This is a genomic window from Umboniibacter marinipuniceus, assembly GCF_003688415.1.
GTDB classification, from domain to species: domain Bacteria; phylum Pseudomonadota; class Gammaproteobacteria; order Pseudomonadales; family DSM-25080; genus Umboniibacter; species Umboniibacter marinipuniceus.
This window is the reverse complement of record NZ_REFJ01000005.1, coordinates 305,063-323,858: the sequence shown is the minus strand read 5'-3', so window position 1 is coordinate 323,858 and position 18,796 is coordinate 305,063. Positions and strand designations below refer to the sequence as shown.

The following is an 18,796-nucleotide window of genomic DNA, read 5'->3' as shown; positions in this document are numbered from 1 at the left end:
AATCGCCTTAAGTGCCCTCAGAGCCAGGCAGGCTAACGATCTTTTCAGCCGCCATATTCTTCTTGGTAGTAACGCTGAGTCGCTATTGCTAAGGCACTGGCCAGCGAGGGTTCAGTTGCCTCTACTCGCGTTAGAAACTGCTGTGGGGTCTCGCCTGCGTTTGGTTGAATGCCACTTCGCATAACAACCTTCAAGGCCCTGCGATAACGTTTCGCAGCGGCCGAATATCTCGGTCTATCACGCCACTTTTGCCAGCCTAATGAACCACTAATACACACTAGTATCGCTGCGAATAGCACGGCCGCACTCTGCCATAGCGAGGCAATACCAACACCATCCAGCCAGCCCTGACGTCGCTGCTCGTTGAAACCCGATACCCAGTTTGCAAATCGATAATTCACCGCATCCAAGCGCAGCGCTAAACGGCGTAGCAGTTCATTACTGGACGATTGCAGCCAACCTTGGTCAGCAAGCCAACTTACCGCTTCACCGTCGCCGTCTAAACCACGCTCAATTCGCTCTGGGGCAACATAGGCGGTTGGGTCAACCTGCACCCATCCCTGTCCATCAACAAAGATCTCCGCCCAGGCATGGGCGTCACTCTGAGCTACCCGAAGGTACGGCTCAAATGGCGATTCCTCACCGCCCTGATAACCCACCACCACACGGCTCGGGATCCCCGCAGCACGCATGACAAAGCTGAAACTCGACGCAAAGTGCTCACAAAATCCGCGTTGAGTTTGAAAGAGAAATTCATCAACGGAATCTGCACCTAAACCAGGCGGTTCAAGGGTGTAAGTAGCGTTATAAAAATAGTGCTGTAGCACCGCTTCAACAACGGCTTCAGTGCTCGCTAATTGGGCTAACTCTTGCCCCCAAGCGGTTGCCATCGGGTTGTTGTCGCTTAGCCGCAGGTAATAGTTGCGCTGATCCTGCGTCAACAATCCTTGGCCAAGCTCGTGCTGTTGCGCTTCACAGAGCCGGTAGCTTAGGCGTTGTGCCAGTGGCTGTTCCGCACGCAAGGTCTGATTGCTATAACGGCGTAGCTCAGCACTGGGGGAGTCAGCCCCCTGAAGCTGAAACAACCAAGGCTGAAAATGCGGTTCTACCGTTACCGTATATTCGTAGTCGCTGTGTTCACAGTTCGTCATCCGCTGAGGCGCATAGCCCGCCGGCGAGTACCTACCGGTTCGCCACGCACGGCCATCAAAATAATCAAGCACCAGCGCCCGCCAATAGCGGTCTCGTGGAGGTGGGTAATCGCCGCGTGCTTTCTCCACACGGAACGCCGTTGCATTAGATTGTGCAAGCGAGGCAATATCACCTGGACTTACTCGGTCACTGAGTCCAGTCACCGCCCTGTCACGTTGCAACGGGATTTGCCACAGCGAACCCGTCGCTGGCAGCAACACAAAGAGCATGGAGGCGATAACTAGACTCGCGATACCCGTTGATGTGGCCGTGGCCAGCGATTGCCGGAATCGATTACTGTGGACAAAGACCAAAATACTCAGGGAGGCCAGACAGAGCGCTAATGCCCAGAGGCTAAACAATAAGGTCTGCGCATACAGCAGACCACAGAAGGCTACGAAAAACGCCAGTAAGAGGAGAATATAAGCGTCGCGGAGCCGCTGAGCTTCAAGGAACTTCGCTGACCACATAATCAACAATAGGCTCACCATGGCATCAAGCGAGAAAACACTGCTGTAACTCATGGCGATGATGCTAATTCCCGCCACCACGAGCACTAACTTTTGATACTTTGCCAAGCTTGCTACCCATCCGAAGCTCACCGCAACGCGCGCTAGCAGTAAAATGGGGACGGCGAGATTAACGCCCCACGCCAACTCAGTGGAAAACGGTAGATAAGCAAAGATAATAACACCGGCTAGCGCCGCTAATTGAAAGCGATTGATAGGTAACTTAGCCATTGGACTCACCCATACCATAGAGCGCCAACGCTTTGAGAATCTGGCGGTAGTGAAGCTCGCTATTGGCTAAATCAAAATACTGTGGCCCCAAACGAAGCCCAAGTGCTTGCTGACTAGCCTGAGCGGCAAGTACCCAGAAGCAAAGAACTGACAGACGTTGCTCTGCCTGTCCACTCAAACGGTCAAAATCTAAGATCCAAGCGCCTGCACTTGGAGAACCGTAGTGTTTGCTGAACCACTGCTGAGTCTTTGCCAAAGCCTTCCAGTCAACGCGCGAGAGCGGTTCGCCAGGTTGATAAGCGCGCAACTCGTTAAAGTCCTCACCACTCCCATGAATGACTTGCCTACTTGCCTGTTCAGCATCGTCGCTGGCGTGCTGAGAGCACGGCAGGTAAACACTCGCTAACGGTGCCGGATAACCAATACAAGGCTTGGTAAAGCGCAGCACTGTCCAGCAACGGAATAAACCAAAGGGTAACTGGGTGCGAAGCTTAATTGGCGGCAGCGCATAGTAACCCCGCTGCGGTACCGTCACTTGGCCACTAAATACTGACTGTTGACTGGGCCAGCGCTGCCACTCGCCGTGATCAATCTGAACTTCTATACCGTGGGGTACGTCCTCAAGTTGGAGTTTGACCAGCGCGAATTCATCCACCGGAGCCTCACTAACGGAGAGTAACCGAACCTTAGCACCTTGCAGCTGGCGATGGGTCTTCCACATCGCGACAAAAAACACACTGAGCAACCACCAGGCCAAAAACCGCGCCGGATTATTGTCATAGTTTGCCGCCCCCACCCAAACTAAGCCAAAAACCGCCAGCCAGAAAAAGCCAACAACAGTGGGAACGATATAGAGATTACGATGGGTTAAAGCAATTTGGTGCTCGGCGGTACTGCGGCGAACAGCCCAGCGCTGAAAGCGTTGAGCCAACTTCATTAGGCAGCTATAACGTCAACACTGGCGAGTAGCTTGGTACTTGCCTCAAGCGCCTCGGCAACGCTTGCGTGCGGGAGTAAACGATGACCTACCACCGCATGGAAGACGGCTTGAATATCATCAGGAAGCACCACCTGACGACCTTCAACGAAGGACCAAGCTTTGGCAGCTTGAATCAACGCCAAGCCACCACGCGGAGACAAACCATGATGAACACCGCCCAATGCTCTACTGGCACGAACTAACCGCAAGGCGTAATCAGTAAGCGCCTCACTGGCCTTCACGTCGGATACCTGTGCTTGGAGCTGTGCAATCGTCTCGGCATTTCCCAGCCCCGGCAAAGCGGGTATCTGCTGTCGTGGGTTGCGTCCCTGTAGCAGGGCTCGCTCAGCTTCAAGGCTTGGATAGCCCAGCTCAATGCGCATCATGAAGCGGTCTAATTGCGACTCTGGAAGATTAAAGGTGCCGTCCTGGGACAGCGGGTTTTGACTGGCTACAACGAAAAATGGCTCCGGCAAACGATAACGTTTTCCATCCACACTGACTTGTCTTTCTTCCATAGCCTCTAACAGTGCACTTTGAGTCTTTGGGTGGGTCCGATTGATCTCGTCTGCCAGCAACATCTGACTGAAAACCGGCCCCGGATGGAACTTGAACGCTTGCTTCGCGGTATCAAAAATTGACACACCAATGATGTCGGCTGGCAGCATATCGCTGGTAAACTGGGCGCGCTTAAACTTTAGCCCAAGCGTTTTGGCCATCGCTTGGGCGAGCGTGGTCTTTCCCAACCCCGGTAAGTCTTCAATCAATAGATGACCATTAGCTAACAAACAGCTTAACGCCAGTTTTGTTTGCTGGGATTTTCCCAGCACTACCGCGTCAAGCTGCTTTAGTACATCGCCCGCGATCATTTAGGAGACTGCCTCAGCGGCGGCGAGACCACGAATAAAATCATCACGAAGGTCTTCGACATCTTCAAGCCCAACGCAAACACGAATCAAGTTATCGCTAATCCCGGCCGCGTCGCGCTCCGCTTGGCTAATACGCCCGTGTGTTGTGGTCGCAGGGTGCACAATGGTGGTCTTTGCGTCACCTAGGTTCGCTGTCAGTGAACAAATACGGGTGGCATCAATAAACGCCCACGCACCCGCTTGACCACCGCTAACGGTAAAACTCATTACACTACCAAATCCAGACATCTGCTCGCTGGCAGCCGCATGGGAGGAATGCGAAGGCAAGCCACAGTAATTTACTTTGCCAATGGAAGGTTGCGCTTCCAGCCACTGCGCTAATTCCATCGCGTTGGCCGAATGAGCCTTCATTCTCAAGCTCAGCGTCTCTAGCCCCTTGAGGAACACCCAAGCGTTGAATGGACTCATAGTTGGGCCGCAGGTTCGCACATAAACAACTAGTTCATCAATCAGCGCTTGGCGTCCGCAAACCGCGCCACCCACCACTCGCCCTTGACCATCAAGGAACTTAGTCGCTGAGTGCACCACGAGATCAGCGCCGTGCTCAATTGGGCGCTGCAACGCCGGTGTGCTAAAGCAGTTGTCCACCGCTAATAATGCGCCCACTGACTGCGCGATAGTGGCGATTTTTCGAATTGAGACAACATCATTGGTCGGGTTAGACGGAGTTTCCATGAACAGCAATTTGGTATGGCTATCCACGGCGGCTTCCCATGCGCTCACATCGCATAGATCAACGAATTCAGTGATAACACCGAACTTAGTCATATAGCGGGTAAAGAGAGCCGTCGTCGTACCGAATACACTCCGCGAGCAAACGACCTTATCACCAGCGGCCAAAAAACTCATACAACAGGCTAGGATGGCAGCCATACCGGAACTAGTACCAACTGCTGCATCGGCGCCTTCCATTGCTGCTAACCGCTGTTCAAAGGTACGGACGGTTGGATTGGTATAGCGCGAATAAACGTTAGCATCTCGCTCACCGCTAAATCTTGCCGCGGCATCGGCGGCACTATCGAAGAGGTAACTAGAGGTGGTATAAATTGGCTCGCTATGCTCGCCTTCCATTGTTCGCTCGTGCCCGGCCCTAACCGCCAAGGTTTCCAAGCGAGCCTCGCTTAGGCCTTCCGCCATCTGTTTATTACGATCCATGCTCACCTACCCTCTCCGTCATCTTGCCGCTTGCCGGCCCACGCCAACAAGCGGTACGAAACTTAGTCGACTTCGTTGTGAATACCCACTACCGCTTCGTCTTCATCTTCTTCTTTCTTATTGCCATCACTTTTCTTTGCCGCATCATTACGGGCGGCATCCAAGCGAAGCAAGTATTCTGCATCAACATCGCCCGTGACGTATTCGCCACTAAATACCGAACACTCAAACTCTTTGATGTCTGGGTTAATGCCGTCGACGCAGGCGATTAAATCATCAAGGTCCTGATACACCAGCTTGTCGGCACCAATTTCGCGCTCAACCTGCTCTACGGTTCGTCCCGAAGCGATAAGTTCCTCCGCGCTAGGCATATCAATACCGTACACGTTAGGAAACTTAACGGCTGGGGCAGCTGAAGCAAGATAGACTTTCTTCGCACCGGCTTCACGTGCCATTTGAATAATTTGTCGACTAGTTGTACCTCGGACAATGGAATCGTCCACCAGCATCACATTGCGACCTTCAAACTCCAGCGATACACAGTTCAGTTTCTGACGCACTGATTTCTTACGCTGAGCCTGACCTGGCATAATAAAAGTACGACCAATATAGCGGTTCTTGACCAAACCTTCGCAATATTTAACACCTAAGGTTTGCGCCATGGCTAAACCCGAAACTCGAGACGTATCAGGAATAGGAATAACCACATCGATATCGTGATCCGCCCACTCGCGTTTGATCTTCTCAGCCAAACGTTCACCCATTCTACGACGAGCTTTATACACCACCACATCGTCCATCACAGAATCGGGACGGGCGAAATAGACGTGTTCAAAAATACACGGCGTGAGCGTTGAATTCTCAGCACATTGCTTAGTGTATAGTTTGCCCGATTCAGTAATCACCAGTGCTTCACCTGGGCGAACATCACGAACGAGTTCAAAACCAAGTACATCTAGCGCCACGCTTTCGGAGGCAACCATATACTCAATACTTCCGTTATCGGCTTCGCGTTTGCCATATACTAGCGGACGAATTCCATTGGGATCACGAAAAGCAAAAATACCGAAACCACTAATCATACCCGTTGCAGCATAGGCGCCACGGCAACGTTTGTAGAGTGCCGTTAAGGCGGTAAAGACATCATCAGGAGTTGGGCGCAGCTTCTTTAGATCACCCAATTCGTGAGCAAAAACATTAAGCAACACCTCGGAGTCAGAGTCGGTGTTGAGGTGACGCAGGTCAGTTCGAAACAAATCTTCCGCCAACTCCGACGTATTCGTCAGGTTGCCGTTGTGGGCCATACCAATACCGTAGGGTGAGTTAACGTAGAATGGCTGAGCTAATGCCGGAGAGGAAGAACCTGCGGTGGGATAGCGGACGTGACCAATACCAATATTACCCTCTAGGCGCTTCATATGACGGGTGCGAAAAACATCCTTCACAAGCCCATTAGCCTTCTGCAGCTGAAACTTGCCACGTGAACTAGTCATGATACCAGCGGCATCCTGGCCACGGTGCTGTAACAGCGTTAGCGCGTCATAGATCTGCGTGTTGACGGGGCTCTGGCCAATAATACCAACAATGCCACACATACTTAACTTCTCCCCATTAGGCTTTGCAGCCAAGAATAAAATTGCTGAAAAATATCACGAGCCCAACCTTCAAATTGTTGGAACTCTGGAATAAGTGACGAACTCTGCCACCAACCGTCTTGGTCCACTGGCACCAAGCCTGGTAGGAAAACAACCGCCGCTAGAATAAAAATAAGACCTCTGGCAAAACCGAACACCGCTCCCAAGACCCGATCTGTCCCAGAGAGACCTGTCGCTTCAATGAGTAACGACAGCAGGCCATTTATGAGCGCAACCGCTACAAGACTCAACACAAAGATGGCGCCGAAAGCGGCAAGATATCGAACTGATCCCGCTTCGATCCCAGTGAACATAGGTGCTAGTTGATCGGCAAAGGTCATTGCCAAAACAAAGGATGCAAACCAGCCTACCAAACTCATAGCTTCTTTAACGAAACCTCGGTAGGCGCCAATCAAGGCGGAGAAACCAATCAGACCAACGATTATCCAATCTACTGTCATCATATGTTTGTGCTCTAAGGTTTAAATTTCATGATGGAAGTTGCCAGTCCCAAATCGGTACTCAGGACATTTCGCACTTCCACAACACGTTCAAATACAATCATGGGCCCTATCATCACACGATAGGGGCCTGGCGCATTGCGATTCGGGGTGACAAAAGCGTTGAGGTCGCGCTCCCGAAGTAGCTGCTCTAAAGCATGCGCATCGGCTGCTTCGCGAAATTCTTCGACATAGACAACCCAAGCGCGCGGTAGCTGATCTCCGAGGTCATCAATACTCACCTCGTCAGACTCCACCACCCGACTTTCATCAAGTAGGTAGAGACTATTGAAATAGTCTTCACTGTCTGGACTGGGGATAATAGGGATATCGCGCGCTAGATCTCGATAATCAAGCGGTGGCGGTGGAATTACCAACGACCCTTGAGTCTGTTCCAGCTGGAAACGTTCCCAAAGCGCAGGTAGCAGAATGACGCCTATTGCGAGGAGAAAAACGAGTTTAAAGCCTAACTTACGCTTTGACTTTTTCATAGGGTCTCTAGCTGATGGTTGCCAACCAATTTAATGCGTCACCGACCGTGTAAAACGAGCCAGCCACAAGTATTGTATCCCCATGACGGCTTTCATCCAATGCAGATTGCATGGCATCCTTCACACTGGCAAATGCTTGACTTTCATGCGTGTTTGCGATTAAACGCTGTAATTCTTCCGCATTGGCCTCACGACCATGGGCATTCGGCGTCGCGAAATACCAGTGATCAAAATGCGGCTCAAAGACTTTTAAGGTAGCGCTGACATCTTTGTCATGGACCATCCCAAGCACCAATCGTTTTACACGCTGCAGTGCTTTACGCTGGATGAGATAGGCCGCCGCCGCCGGATTATGACCCACATCTAATAGCCAGATTCGTCCGCCCGCTTCGATACGCTGCAGGCGTCCCGCCAAATTGAGCTCGCTGAGCAACTTATCTAAGCGTCTATCCTGGGGCAACAGTCCCAACCAATGACATACAGCCAGCGCCGCTGCCACCGAGGGTAGTGGTAGCTCTGGAATGGCTAGGCCGCTCAACGTTAGGCGCGATCCGTCTCGTGCAGGCAAACTAAGTGATAGTGACGGACCTTCAATCTGAAAGCTAAATTCCTGACCAACAAAATAAGCTTCTGTGCAGAGCAGCTCGGCATGTTCGCGCATCCCCTCAGGCGGGTCCTGTTCCGCTACAAAAAGTGGCCGAGCTGGACGAGACACCCCCATTTTCTCGCGGGCAATCTGACTCCGATCGGAACCCAACCAAGCTTCATGATCAACGGCTATGGAGGTCACCACAGCGATATCGGCGTCCAGGATGTTAACGGCATCAAGGCGCCCGCCCAAGCCTACTTCGAGTAGCCAAAAGTCAACGCGAAGTTGATCAAATAGCCAAAAGGCCGCTAAAGTGCCGGCTTCAAAATAGCTCAAGCCAATGTCGCCGCGCGCCGCTTCCACCGCATCAAAAGCTGCAACTAAAGCTTCATCAGAGGCGTCAAGCGCGTTCAGGCGAACACGTTCATTGTATTTAAGAAGGTGTGGGGAGGTGTACGCGCCGGTACTAAAACCTTGGTCACGTAGCAAAGTCTCAAGCGTTCGAACGCATGAACCCTTACCATTGGTACCCGCAACGGTGATTACCGTTCCGTGGGGACGGGTTAAGCCCATACGCTCGGCCACTTGGCGAACGCGGCTTAAACCCATATCAATAGCGGTATGATGACGCTGTTCGAGCGTCAGTAACCACTCGGGAAGCGTCATCTTTGCCGTCATTTAAGCCGAAGGCTCCTCTCGGTGAGTTAGCTTGGATAGGATTCCAGCCAACTTGTCACGCATCTCTGCGCGATGAACAATCATATCAATAGCGCCATGCTCCAAAAGGAACTCTGCTCGCTGGAAACCTTTGGGCAGCTTTTGGCGGATGGTTTGTTCAATGATTGAAGGCCCAGCGAAACCAGCACGCGATCCAGGCTCCGCAATATTGAGGTCACCCAACAGCGCCAGCGATGCGGAGACACCGCCGTAAACGGGATCTGTCATCACACTGATATAGGGGATACCTTGAGTCTTCATGCGCTCAATGACTGCCGAGGTTTTAGCCATCTGCATCAAGGAAATTAACGCTTCCTGCATTCGCGCCCCACCGGTGGCCGAGAAGCACACAAGAGGAATACCTTCAGCCAGAGCAACGTTTGCCGCACGCGTAAATTTCTCACCTACGGCATAGCCCATTGAGCCACCGTGGAAAGCAAACTCAAACGCTACCGCAACACATGGAACGCCCTTCACTGAACCTTTCATGGCAACAATGGCGTCTTTCTCGCCGGTTTGCTTTTGGGCTGCGCTCAGGCGGTCTTTATACTTTTTGACGTCCTTAAACTTAAGGCGATCTTTGGTTTCCAACTCCGGTTCAATCTCTTCACGCCACTCAGTGTCGAGGAAGATATCTAGCCGAGCACGAGCTCCAACGCGCATGTGGTGCTCACACTTTGGGCACACATCCAAATTACGTTCGAGTTCTGGGCGGTATAATACCGCTTCACACTTGGGACACTTCTTCCACAAGCCTTCCGGAATATTGGCAGCTTCGCGGTCATCTTTACCACGCACTGCAGGGACAATTTTGTCTAACCAACTCATTGATGCAATTCCAACTTTATCTTTAGCTACACAGAAACATAGCCAGCACTTTCGTGACTGGCTAGTCTATTTTCAGCTATTGTAACGCTAAAATTAATCGAATGCTCGGTGCATTTCACCAATTATGTGACCAAGTGCATCACTCAGGTCTTCAATTGATGAGCCTGCATGTTGAGCACACGCATTTACCAACACACTTCCTACTACTGCGCCATCGGCAACGCTGGCAATCGCTTTAGCTGATTCAGCATCTTTAATACCAAAACCAACACACAGTGGTAAATCACTGTATTCACGCAACTGAGCCAAGCGTTCAGCGACTGCAGCAATGTCTAAGTTCCCGGCGCCAGTAACCCCTTTTAAGGAAACGCAATAAACGTAACCCGAGGCGAGCGACAGGATAGACTTAGCGCGCTCATCTTCAGTAGTGGGAGACACTAAAAAAATAGTATCGAGTTCATGCGCCTTAAAGATTGCGTTGGGTTCCACCGCCTCTTCCGGCGGTAAATCCACGGTGAGCACACCATCAACCCCCGCTTCACTCGCGGCCTTAGCAAAGGTCTCGTAACCCATCCTTTCCACCGGATTAGCATAACCCATAAGCACTACTGGGGTTATCGGATCGCTTTGGCGGAACTCCGCTACCATCGCCAGTACTTTACGCAAGCTAACCTTATTGGCCAGCGCCCGCTCATGACCCAGTGCGATAGTAGGCCCTTCAGCCATTGGATCCGAGAAAGGAACACCTAGCTCAATAATTGTCGCCCCTTGAGCAACCATCTTGTGCATCAGCGGAACTGTCGCATCAATGGCAGGATCACCGGCAACAATATAGGGAATAAGCGCCTTCTTTCCCTGAGCTTTTAAGTCAGCGAGAACACCCGCAATTCGACTCATGACTGCCCCTCCACGGAAATTCCATCAATCGCGGCCACCGTAAGGATATCCTTGTCGCCTCTACCAGATAAGTTCACCACAATGCTTTGATCAGGGGTCATCGTGGCCGCCAACTTCTCGGCGTAGGCGATAGCGTGTGCCGACTCAAGCGCAGGCATAATACCTTCGGTACGCGTGAGTTTACGGAATGCTACCAGCGCTTCGTCATCATTGATCGCCACGTAGTTGGCTCTCCCAACATCCTTCAACCAGCTGTGCTCTGGACCCACGCCAGGATAATCCAACCCTGCCGAGACAGAATGCGTCTCAATGATCTGACCATCCTCGTCCTCCATAAGGTAGGTGCGATTACCGTGCAAAACACCGGGGATACCCGCTGACAGCGGCGCCGCATGACGACCGGTTTCAACTCCGTCACCACCAGCCTCAACACCGTACATTTCAACGCCTTCGTCTTCAATGAAGGGATAGAACATACCAATGGCATTAGAGCCACCGCCTACGCACGCTACCAGCGCATCCGGCAGCTTGCCAATTTGCGCTAGCGACTGACGGCGAGTCTCACGCCCAATAATGGCCTGAAAATCACGCACTAGTTTCGGGTAGGGGTGCGGACCTGCCGCGGTGCCAATGATGTAGTAGGTATCATCAACATTAGTTACCCAATCACGCATGGCTTCGTTCATCGCGTCCTTAAGGGTTTTCGAGCCGCTTTCTACGCTAATCACATTCGCACCCAAAAGCTTCATACGATACACATTAAGCGCCTGGCGCTGAATATCTTCCGAACCCATGAATACATGACACTCTAAACCTAAACGGGCGGCAACGGTGGCCGAGGCCACCCCGTGCTGACCGGCTCCGGTCTCGGCAATAATCCGCGGCTTACCCATGTGCTTGGCAAGCAAGGCTTGACCAATGGTGTTGTTGATCTTGTGCGCACCCGTATGGTTAAGGTCTTCGCGTTTGAGATAGATTTGTGCCCCACCCACCTCGTTCGACCATCGCTCGGCATGGTAAAGCGGTGAAGGACGCCCCACGTAATGCGCTAAATCGCGATCAAACTCGGCCCAAAACTCCGGGTCTTTGGATAATTTTTCATAGGTATCTCGCAATTCGTCAAGCGCTTGAATCAGGGTCTCTGAAACGAAGCGGCCTCCGAACTGACCAAAACGCCCCTGCTCATCGGGGGCGGCAGCAATTTGCTGTAACGACAGGTCTGACAACGACACAGTAGTCTCCTTCACTTTAGTAATTCACTCGCTCTACAAAAACGAGTCATGGCTTCAGGGTCTTTCACCCCCGGTGACGACTCAACGCCACCACTCACATCCACACCTAAGGGGCGGACGCTCTGTACGGCTTCTGACACATTTTCGGGTGACAAACCACCGGCAAGAATACATTTAGATCTCAGCTTTTCGGGAATAAGTGACCAGTTGAAACGCTGCCCGGTACCGCCCGCTACCCCCTTAACATAGGCATCAAGAAGAATCCCTACCGCCTTGGGATGATCTGCGAAGGCTTGCTGAACGTCCTCCGAAGATTGCACTCTTACAGCCTTAAGGTACGGACGGCCGAACTGTTCACAGAACTCCGGTGTCTCGTCACCGTGGAACTGAAGCAACTGTAACGGAACTTGGCGCATTAGCTCGCGGATCACTGAGGGATCTTCATTCACGAACAGCCCTACCGTGGTGATAAAAGGCCCTACGCGCTGACAGATCTCTGCAGCCTGGGATGGGTCAACTGCCCGAGTACTTTGCGCATAAAACACGAGGCCAATGGCATCTGCACCGCTCTCTCGAGCCGCGATAGCATCTTCAACTGAGGTAATTCCACATATTTTTATCAGCGTGCGCATAGCGTCCCCCTAGCAGCCTATCGTAGCGACAAATGACGCGCTTTACGATAACAGTTTGTGCTAGGTCCGCGCACTGTTAATTATAAGTCGCTAGCGAAGGTGGAAAGGTCCAATGGGGCCACGTGGTAAGCTGACCCAACTCGGATATTCCACATCCACCAAATACAAGCCTTCCGGCTTTGCAGTCACTCCAGCTTTGTTACGATCTTTCAACGCAATTAGTTCACCAATCCAAGCCGGTTCTCGCTGACCAAATCCTACCGCCATTAAGCTTCCCACGAAGTTGCGCACCATATGCAGAAGAAAGGCATTTGCCGTGACTTCAAACACAATGAAAGGCCCTTCGTTGCTGAACTTTGCAGCGGTCACATTCCTCATTGGGCTAACTGACTGACAACCGGCGCCACGGAACGCGCTGAAGTCCTGCTCACCAATCAGCGCCTGACAGGCTTCATTCATTGCTTCAAGATTGAGAGGACGCCGAGCCCAAGTAGCCAAACCAGCCGTGTGCGTCGGCCGCGTCGCGGCATTGCTGATTAAATAACGATAGGTACGAGAGAGGGCACTATGGCGGGCATGAAAACGATCATCCACTGGCGTTGCCCAGCGCACCGCTACATCCTCGGGTAGCTGATTATTTACACCTTCCACCCAAGCCTTGAGCGGGCGATCTGCGGGAGTGTCGAAATGAACAATTTGCCGCGTAGCGTGAACCCCGGTATCTGTGCGGCCGGTGCAATGAGAATTTACCGGGTGGTTCGCAATGGATGACAGGGCCAGCTCAAGCTGACCTTGGACGGTCCGATCGGCTCTACCACGCTGAATCTGATAGCCGTTAAAATTCCTACCGTCGTATTCAACACACAAGGCTAAACGTGCCTCACCCTCTGCGATGGCGTAGCGACGATTAGTATCTTTTACAAAGGGCTTGTTCACTTTTACATTCACTCTCTGGCGATATTAAGTCGCTCATTAAAAAAAGCGGCCAGAGCCGCTTTCTAAGATTAGACAAATTTCTCTAAACTAAAATAACTTAGAGCTCGTCTCGCATAGCTCGGGCTTCTGCGATCAGTGCAGCATCCGTAGCTTCGTCAATGACTTCATCCAACAAATCAATGGCACCTTCAATATCTTCCATATTGATGTAGGCGCGAGCAAGATCCAGTTTGGTCGCCGCTTCGTCCGCCCCACCAAGGAGCGCATAGTCAGCGTTATCGTCCTCCGACGGTTCATCCGACTGCTGCTCAGCAGCTGGATCGACAAACTCGAACGTCTCTTCCGCTAACTCAACTTCGCCTAGTGATGAATCCAATGCATTTAGCTCAGCTTCCAGACCGGCCATACCCTCATCAGCTTCAGCAAGTTCCGCTTCCTCAGAAACTTCAGCAAGCTCAACTTCAGCAGCCTCAACTTCAGTAACCTCAACTTCAGTAACCTCAACTTCAGCAGCCTCAACTTCAGTAACCTCAACTTCAGTAACCTCAACTTCAGCAACTTCAAGCACTTTGAGGTCATCCGCCACGATTGGATCAGTATGTCCAGCGGTCTCATTGCTCTCCTCAAAGGAATCGCCTTCAGCTGTAATCGGCGTATCGTTTGGCGCAAGAAGATCGTCTAATTCAGACAAGCTCGATTCAAAATCAAAGCCAGCAACCGTCTCCAGCTCACTTTCATCCAGCTCAGCAATACTGTCCAAGTCAATCGCTAAGTCAGCGTCAAGCGAGTCATCTAAATTCGCTTCAACTTCCTTAAACGCTACAACCTCAGTATCATCGAGTTGATTGCTCGTTAGCTCGTGACTATCATTGCTAAACTCGATATCACCTTCCAAGTCCGCCTTCAGGTCTTCCACTACCAGGGAAGCTAGCTCTGCTTCCGCGTCATCATCGTCAAGACCGGTGAGATAGGCATCATCCGTTGTCCATTCAACTTCGGGGGCTTCGGCTTCCTCCGAGCTCTGAGTCAATTCAACAAGCTTGTCATCTACGTCAAGCGTATCCTCAGTAGGATGGAATAACTCATCGTCGGAGATCGCTAAGGTAGCGCCCTCTTCGTTAGTTGTATCGACTTCCGCTAAATCGCTTAAGCTCGGTGCCTCAATAACTGATTCTTGCGTAGCAAGATCATCCAAGCTACCAAATGAAGGCTCAAACGGCTCATCTTCAATGGTGCCGAATGAGGTTTCCTCAGCGAGATTCTCTGAATCGGAGCTGGCCAGCGTCTCATCTTCTGCCACGTCTGTGTAATAGGCGGCCGTCTCTTGATCGCCGCTCTCCACACTCGCAAAGATCGCCGGTAGGTCCAACGTTAGATCGCTTTCCGTTAACTCAACGTCATCTGCCGCCACATCACCTTCAATCGCCGACTCGGCGGTTGATGCAAGTACTGCGGTAGCAGCTACGCCGGCCGCCAAGTCCCTAGCGTCTGGTTCATCATCAGCGGTTTGACCGAGTTCAATCTCACTGCTTAATTCGCTATCATGCAACGTTAATTCAGTCGCTTCGTCAGCATTCTCAACTGAGAAAGCATCAAGCTCACCAGCTTCAGCGGTGTTAACACCGTCTTCAGCCGTCGTAACGAATTCATCTTCCTCTTCGAGCATCAACTCAAGATCAGTAGCTGCTAATTCAGCTTCTACTTCAGCTTCTACTTCAGCTTCTACTTCAGCTTCTACTTCAGCTTCTACTTCAGCTTCTACTTCAGCTTCTACTTCAGCTTCTACTTCAGCTTCTACTTCAGCTTCTACTTCAGCTTCTACTTCAGCTTCTACTTCAGCTTCTACTTCAGCTTCTACTTCAGCTTCTAGCTCTGTCTCTGTAGCGAGTTCAGACTCAGTGTCTAACCCGGTAGCCAGCCCAGCGTGGTTTTCCAGCGTTTCAACACTTACAAGATCAATCTGATCTTCTTTGGCATCGTCGTCGGTAGCTTCTGCCACAACATCCAAGGCATTCGTTTCAGTGGTGAGGTCCGAATTGAAATCAAAATCTTCTAGATCCAGCTCAAAGTCGGCATTAACTTCCGTTGTGGCCTCGGTAGCTGAACCCGCCTCGGCATCTTCGACCGGTGCAGATGAGCCTTCCATATCGGCATAGAGCGAGTCTAAGTCACCTAGCTGGAAGTCAGCTTCATCAAGAACATCATCACCGCGATCATCCGTCTGAACTAGGAATTCTGCTTCCGAGGCTTCCTGAGCTTCAACCGCTCCCTCTGCCTCTTCCGTATCATCGGCTAAGGGCTCGAAACTGGATCGCAAAGCGTCAATTTGTATTTCAATCGCTTCGTCGCCTTCCAAATTAAGAACATCCGCGTGCTCTTCAAATGCGTCTTGGTCATTGAGTAACACCAAGACTTCCAATAGCTTCAAGCGTGCGCTGGTATCGGAAGCATCTCGCTCCAATGCCGATTCTAATAGCCCGCGAGCCTGATCGAATTGATCAAACGCCAAATAGCCTTCCGCTGCAGCAATTGGAGACTCTTCAGTGAGTTCCTGGTCATAGGTTGAATCCACCGATTCAAGATAATCAACCAGCGTTGATTCGAGTTTGTCATCATCGATGTCCAAACTCACTTCACCATCGTTGAAGCCTTCTCTTCGAGCTTCGGCCAACAACTCTTGAACAGCACCAGCCGAGGCCGAATCTTCCGACGTCACCAGTGACTCTTCAATGCTATTATTCGCTTCGTTCTGTTGACGGCGGCGCCATAAAAGGCCTCCCAACAACAAGATCAAACCACCCAAACCAATACCCTGATAAAGCGGTTGGGTGTACCACGCCGGGCTTGTGTTCGTTTGCGCCTGGACCAGCGGTGGCGAAACTGGTGTTGCGGTAGCAACTGGAGTCTCAGTAGTTTCTTCTGGCTGAGGCATCGTTTCAGCCGCTAGCGTTTCCGGAGACGATGCGTCATCCAGCTGTGTTTCAGCAGCTTCGGCTTGGTTAGCGGCAGCCTGTACGCGGGCTAATTCAGCAGAGCGAAGTTCAACCAGCTCCGACATGACTTCATTTTGCTCTTCCAAGCTATCAACTTGTCGGCGCAACTGCTCATTTTCATTGCGCAACCCATCTAGCTCTTCGCCCACCTGACTGTCGACGTCGTCGCCTGCTGTCACGGATAAGGTGCCCGCAGTACCGGCAGCCGTACTGCTATCTAGTCGGCCCGAAGCCTGAGCACCGGTTTGGGTGCGTACTTGAGATACGGCGTCTTCTTGATAGATGGAACGGATGGCTGCTTCTGTGGGCACTGCTAGGGTAGCGCCGCGCATTAAGCGATTGATATCGCCACCAATAAAGGCACCAGGATTGCTTTGTTGAAGCGCCACGATCATTTGCTGAACGCTAATGTCAGCCGCTGGCTTCAGTGCCTTCGCAATACTCCAAAGCGTGTCGCCATCACGAACAAAATAGCCGCCGGAATTATTAGCCGCATCGGCGGCGCGAGTCTCTCGCGTTGCCACGGCAACAGCCGGCACTTCAGCCGGAATTGTGACCGGAGCGCTTGCTGGCGGCATCGTCTCTTCAACCGTTGGCCGTTGAACCGGCGCCGTAACCGCAGGACCCGCTAAGGTAGGAAGGTCCATCAGTAATGTGTATTCGCGCAGCACTTTACCGGAGGCCCACTTAGCCTCTACGAGAAAGCTAAGATACGGTTCTCTAACCGGATCCGCGCTAGTAACCACGACCACGCCGCGATCAGCGTCTAAGCGGAAATTAAGGCGTGATAAAAATGGCACTCGCTCCAATTGACTGAAGTCAAAAGCTCGCTGATCCGCTAGACGAACCACCAAGTTCTCCGCATCAAAGGAGGAGGCGTCAATAAGGCGAATTTCAGCGGCCAGTGGCTCATTGAGAGATGAGGTCAAAGTCACTTCACCCAATCCGAGCGAATAGCTCAGTGAGGAAGTTAATGAAGCAACAGCGGTTGCCGTAACGAGCACTTTACGCAGCATTAGTTATATTATCCTTTATCGCTTTTTTAGCCCCGATCAATCGCTACCCTTAGCGACGCATGACGGAGCTATACTAAAAAGAGTATATCGCGATAACTTCAAAGTTTTAAACCCTTTACGGACCCAATGCGAACAAATTAACAGTTTTAGGGGGGGATAAACGCTCAAATAGCACAAAACCACCGCTAGGGGTGGTTTTGAACAATAGCTTCGGCGAGTAAAAGCGGTTAGTTGCGAAGAAGTTGCAACATCCGTCGCAACGGCTCCGCCGCACCCCATAGAAGCTGATCACCCACGGTGAATGCAGAAAGGTATTCAGGTCCCATATTCATCTTGCGAACACGACCTACAGGAACGTCCAGCCCCCCTGTTACTGCCGCGGGTGTTAGCGCAGCTAAACTCGCTTCACGATCATTATCAACCCACTTAGACCAAGGCGTAGCCTCTTTAATAATGGCTTCAATATCAGCCATCGGGACGTTGCGATTGAGCTTTAGCGTCAAGCCTTGGCTATGACAACGCATCGCGCCAACTCTAACGCAGATCCCATCAAGCGGAATCTCCTGCTGGGTAGCGAGTATTTTGTTAGTCTCGCATTGCGCCTTCCATTCTTCACGGCTCTGGCCATTTGCTAATTGAGTATCAATGAACGGCAAAAGGCTGCCCGCCAACGGATAGCCGAATTGATCTTTCGGGTAGCCATCACCGTTAAGCGCTGCGGTAATCTGGCGATCTATATCCAAGATCGAGCTGGCTGGATTCGCCAAAGGCTCCGCTACGGAGTCTCGGAGATAACCCATCTGGGAAATCAGTTCTCGCATATTCTTTGCACCAGAACCACTCGCCGCCTGATAGGTCATGGCCGAACCCCATTCAACCAGGCCTTCCTTAAAGAGTCCGCCCACGGCCATCAACATAAGCGAAACCGTACAGTTACCACCAATGAAATCCTTCACGCCAGAATTCAACGATTGATCAATCACTTCGCGGTTAATCGGATCCAAAACAATAGCAGCCTGATCACTCATCCGCAGTGACGAGGCGGCATCAATCCAGTAACCGTCCCACCCCGCTGCACGTAACGATGGGTGCACTGCTTTGGTGTACTCACCACCCTGACAGCTAATAATGGCGTCGAGAGCACTCAAGGCGTCAATGTCATAGGCGTCCTCTAAAGCTGGGCAATCAACCCCTACGTTGGGTGCATCGCCACCAACATTCGAGGTGGTAAAGAATACTGGCTGCAAACCATTGAAGTCACCTTCCGCTAACATGCGCTCCAACAACACCGAGCCTACCATGCCGCGCCAACCTACAAATCCTACTTTCACGTGCAA

General features: G+C 51.6%; 15 protein-coding genes. All 15 read right to left on the bottom strand.

What is annotated here, in order from left to right:
* Positions 1-44 precede the first annotated feature (44 nt).
* A complete protein-coding gene (locus DFR27_RS11410) occupies positions 45-1,931 on the bottom strand; it encodes a transglutaminase TgpA family protein (RefSeq protein WP_170150853.1) in 1,887 nt (628 codons plus the stop codon).
* The gene (locus DFR27_RS11405; RefSeq protein ID WP_121877590.1) at positions 1,924-2,868 is read right to left on the bottom strand and encodes a DUF58 domain-containing protein; all 945 of its coding nucleotides are present in this window, start codon (positions 2,866-2,868) and stop codon (positions 1,924-1,926) included. The genes DFR27_RS11410 and DFR27_RS11405 overlap by 8 nt, the downstream gene beginning before the upstream one ends.
* Positions 2,868-3,779 (bottom strand): AAA family ATPase, encoded by a 912-nt coding sequence (locus tag DFR27_RS11400; protein WP_121877589.1) that lies wholly within the window; start codon positions 3,777-3,779, stop codon positions 2,868-2,870. The genes DFR27_RS11405 and DFR27_RS11400 overlap by 1 nt, the downstream gene beginning before the upstream one ends.
* On the bottom strand, positions 3,780-4,994 hold the full coding sequence (locus DFR27_RS11395; RefSeq protein WP_121877588.1) for an O-succinylhomoserine sulfhydrylase: 1,215 nt from the start codon (positions 4,992-4,994) through the stop codon (positions 3,780-3,782). It abuts the gene before it with no gap.
* 62 nt (positions 4,995-5,056) lie between these two features.
* Positions 5,057-6,589 carry an amidophosphoribosyltransferase gene (purF, locus tag DFR27_RS11390; protein ID WP_121877587.1) on the bottom strand — a complete coding sequence of 511 codons (1,533 nt, stop codon included), beginning with the start codon at positions 6,587-6,589 and terminating at the stop codon, positions 5,057-5,059.
* Between the two features lie 2 nt (positions 6,590-6,591).
* Positions 6,592-7,092 (bottom strand): CvpA family protein, encoded by a 501-nt coding sequence (locus DFR27_RS11385; protein ID WP_121877586.1) that lies wholly within the window; start codon positions 7,090-7,092, stop codon positions 6,592-6,594.
* 11 nt (positions 7,093-7,103) lie between these two features.
* Entirely contained in the window at positions 7,104-7,619 is a 516-nt protein-coding gene (locus DFR27_RS11380; protein ID WP_121877585.1) for an SPOR domain-containing protein, read from the bottom strand.
* A 7-nt stretch (positions 7,620-7,626) separates the two neighbouring features.
* Positions 7,627-8,886, bottom strand: a complete 1,260-nt coding sequence (gene folC / locus DFR27_RS11375; protein WP_121877584.1) for a bifunctional tetrahydrofolate synthase/dihydrofolate synthase — start codon at positions 8,884-8,886, stop codon at positions 7,627-7,629.
* On the bottom strand, positions 8,887-9,753 hold the full coding sequence (gene accD, locus DFR27_RS11370; RefSeq protein WP_121877583.1) for an acetyl-CoA carboxylase, carboxyltransferase subunit beta: 867 nt from the start codon (positions 9,751-9,753) through the stop codon (positions 8,887-8,889). It lies immediately after the preceding gene.
* A 93-nt stretch (positions 9,754-9,846) separates the two neighbouring features.
* Complete coding sequence (trpA, locus tag DFR27_RS11365; RefSeq protein WP_121877582.1) at positions 9,847-10,650, bottom strand: tryptophan synthase subunit alpha; 804 nt, start codon at positions 10,648-10,650, stop codon at positions 9,847-9,849.
* Positions 10,647-11,876, bottom strand: a complete 1,230-nt coding sequence (gene trpB / locus DFR27_RS11360) for a tryptophan synthase subunit beta (protein ID WP_425452025.1) — start codon at positions 11,874-11,876, stop codon at positions 10,647-10,649. The genes trpA and trpB overlap by 4 nt, the downstream gene beginning before the upstream one ends.
* Before the next feature lie 17 nt (positions 11,877-11,893).
* Positions 11,894-12,514, bottom strand: a complete 621-nt coding sequence (locus DFR27_RS11355) for a phosphoribosylanthranilate isomerase (RefSeq protein ID WP_121877580.1) — start codon at positions 12,512-12,514, stop codon at positions 11,894-11,896.
* A gap of 90 nt (positions 12,515-12,604) precedes the next feature.
* The gene (gene truA, locus DFR27_RS11350) at positions 12,605-13,450 is read right to left on the bottom strand and encodes a tRNA pseudouridine(38-40) synthase TruA (protein WP_211327628.1); all 846 of its coding nucleotides are present in this window, start codon (positions 13,448-13,450) and stop codon (positions 12,605-12,607) included.
* A 97-nt stretch (positions 13,451-13,547) separates the two neighbouring features.
* Entirely contained in the window at positions 13,548-17,459 is a 3,912-nt protein-coding gene (locus DFR27_RS11345; protein ID WP_121877579.1) for a FimV/HubP family polar landmark protein, read from the bottom strand.
* Positions 17,460-17,686: 227 nt separating this feature from the next.
* Positions 17,687-18,790, bottom strand: a complete 1,104-nt coding sequence (gene asd, locus DFR27_RS11340; RefSeq protein WP_121877578.1) for an aspartate-semialdehyde dehydrogenase — start codon at positions 18,788-18,790, stop codon at positions 17,687-17,689.
* Positions 18,791-18,796 lie beyond the last annotated feature (6 nt).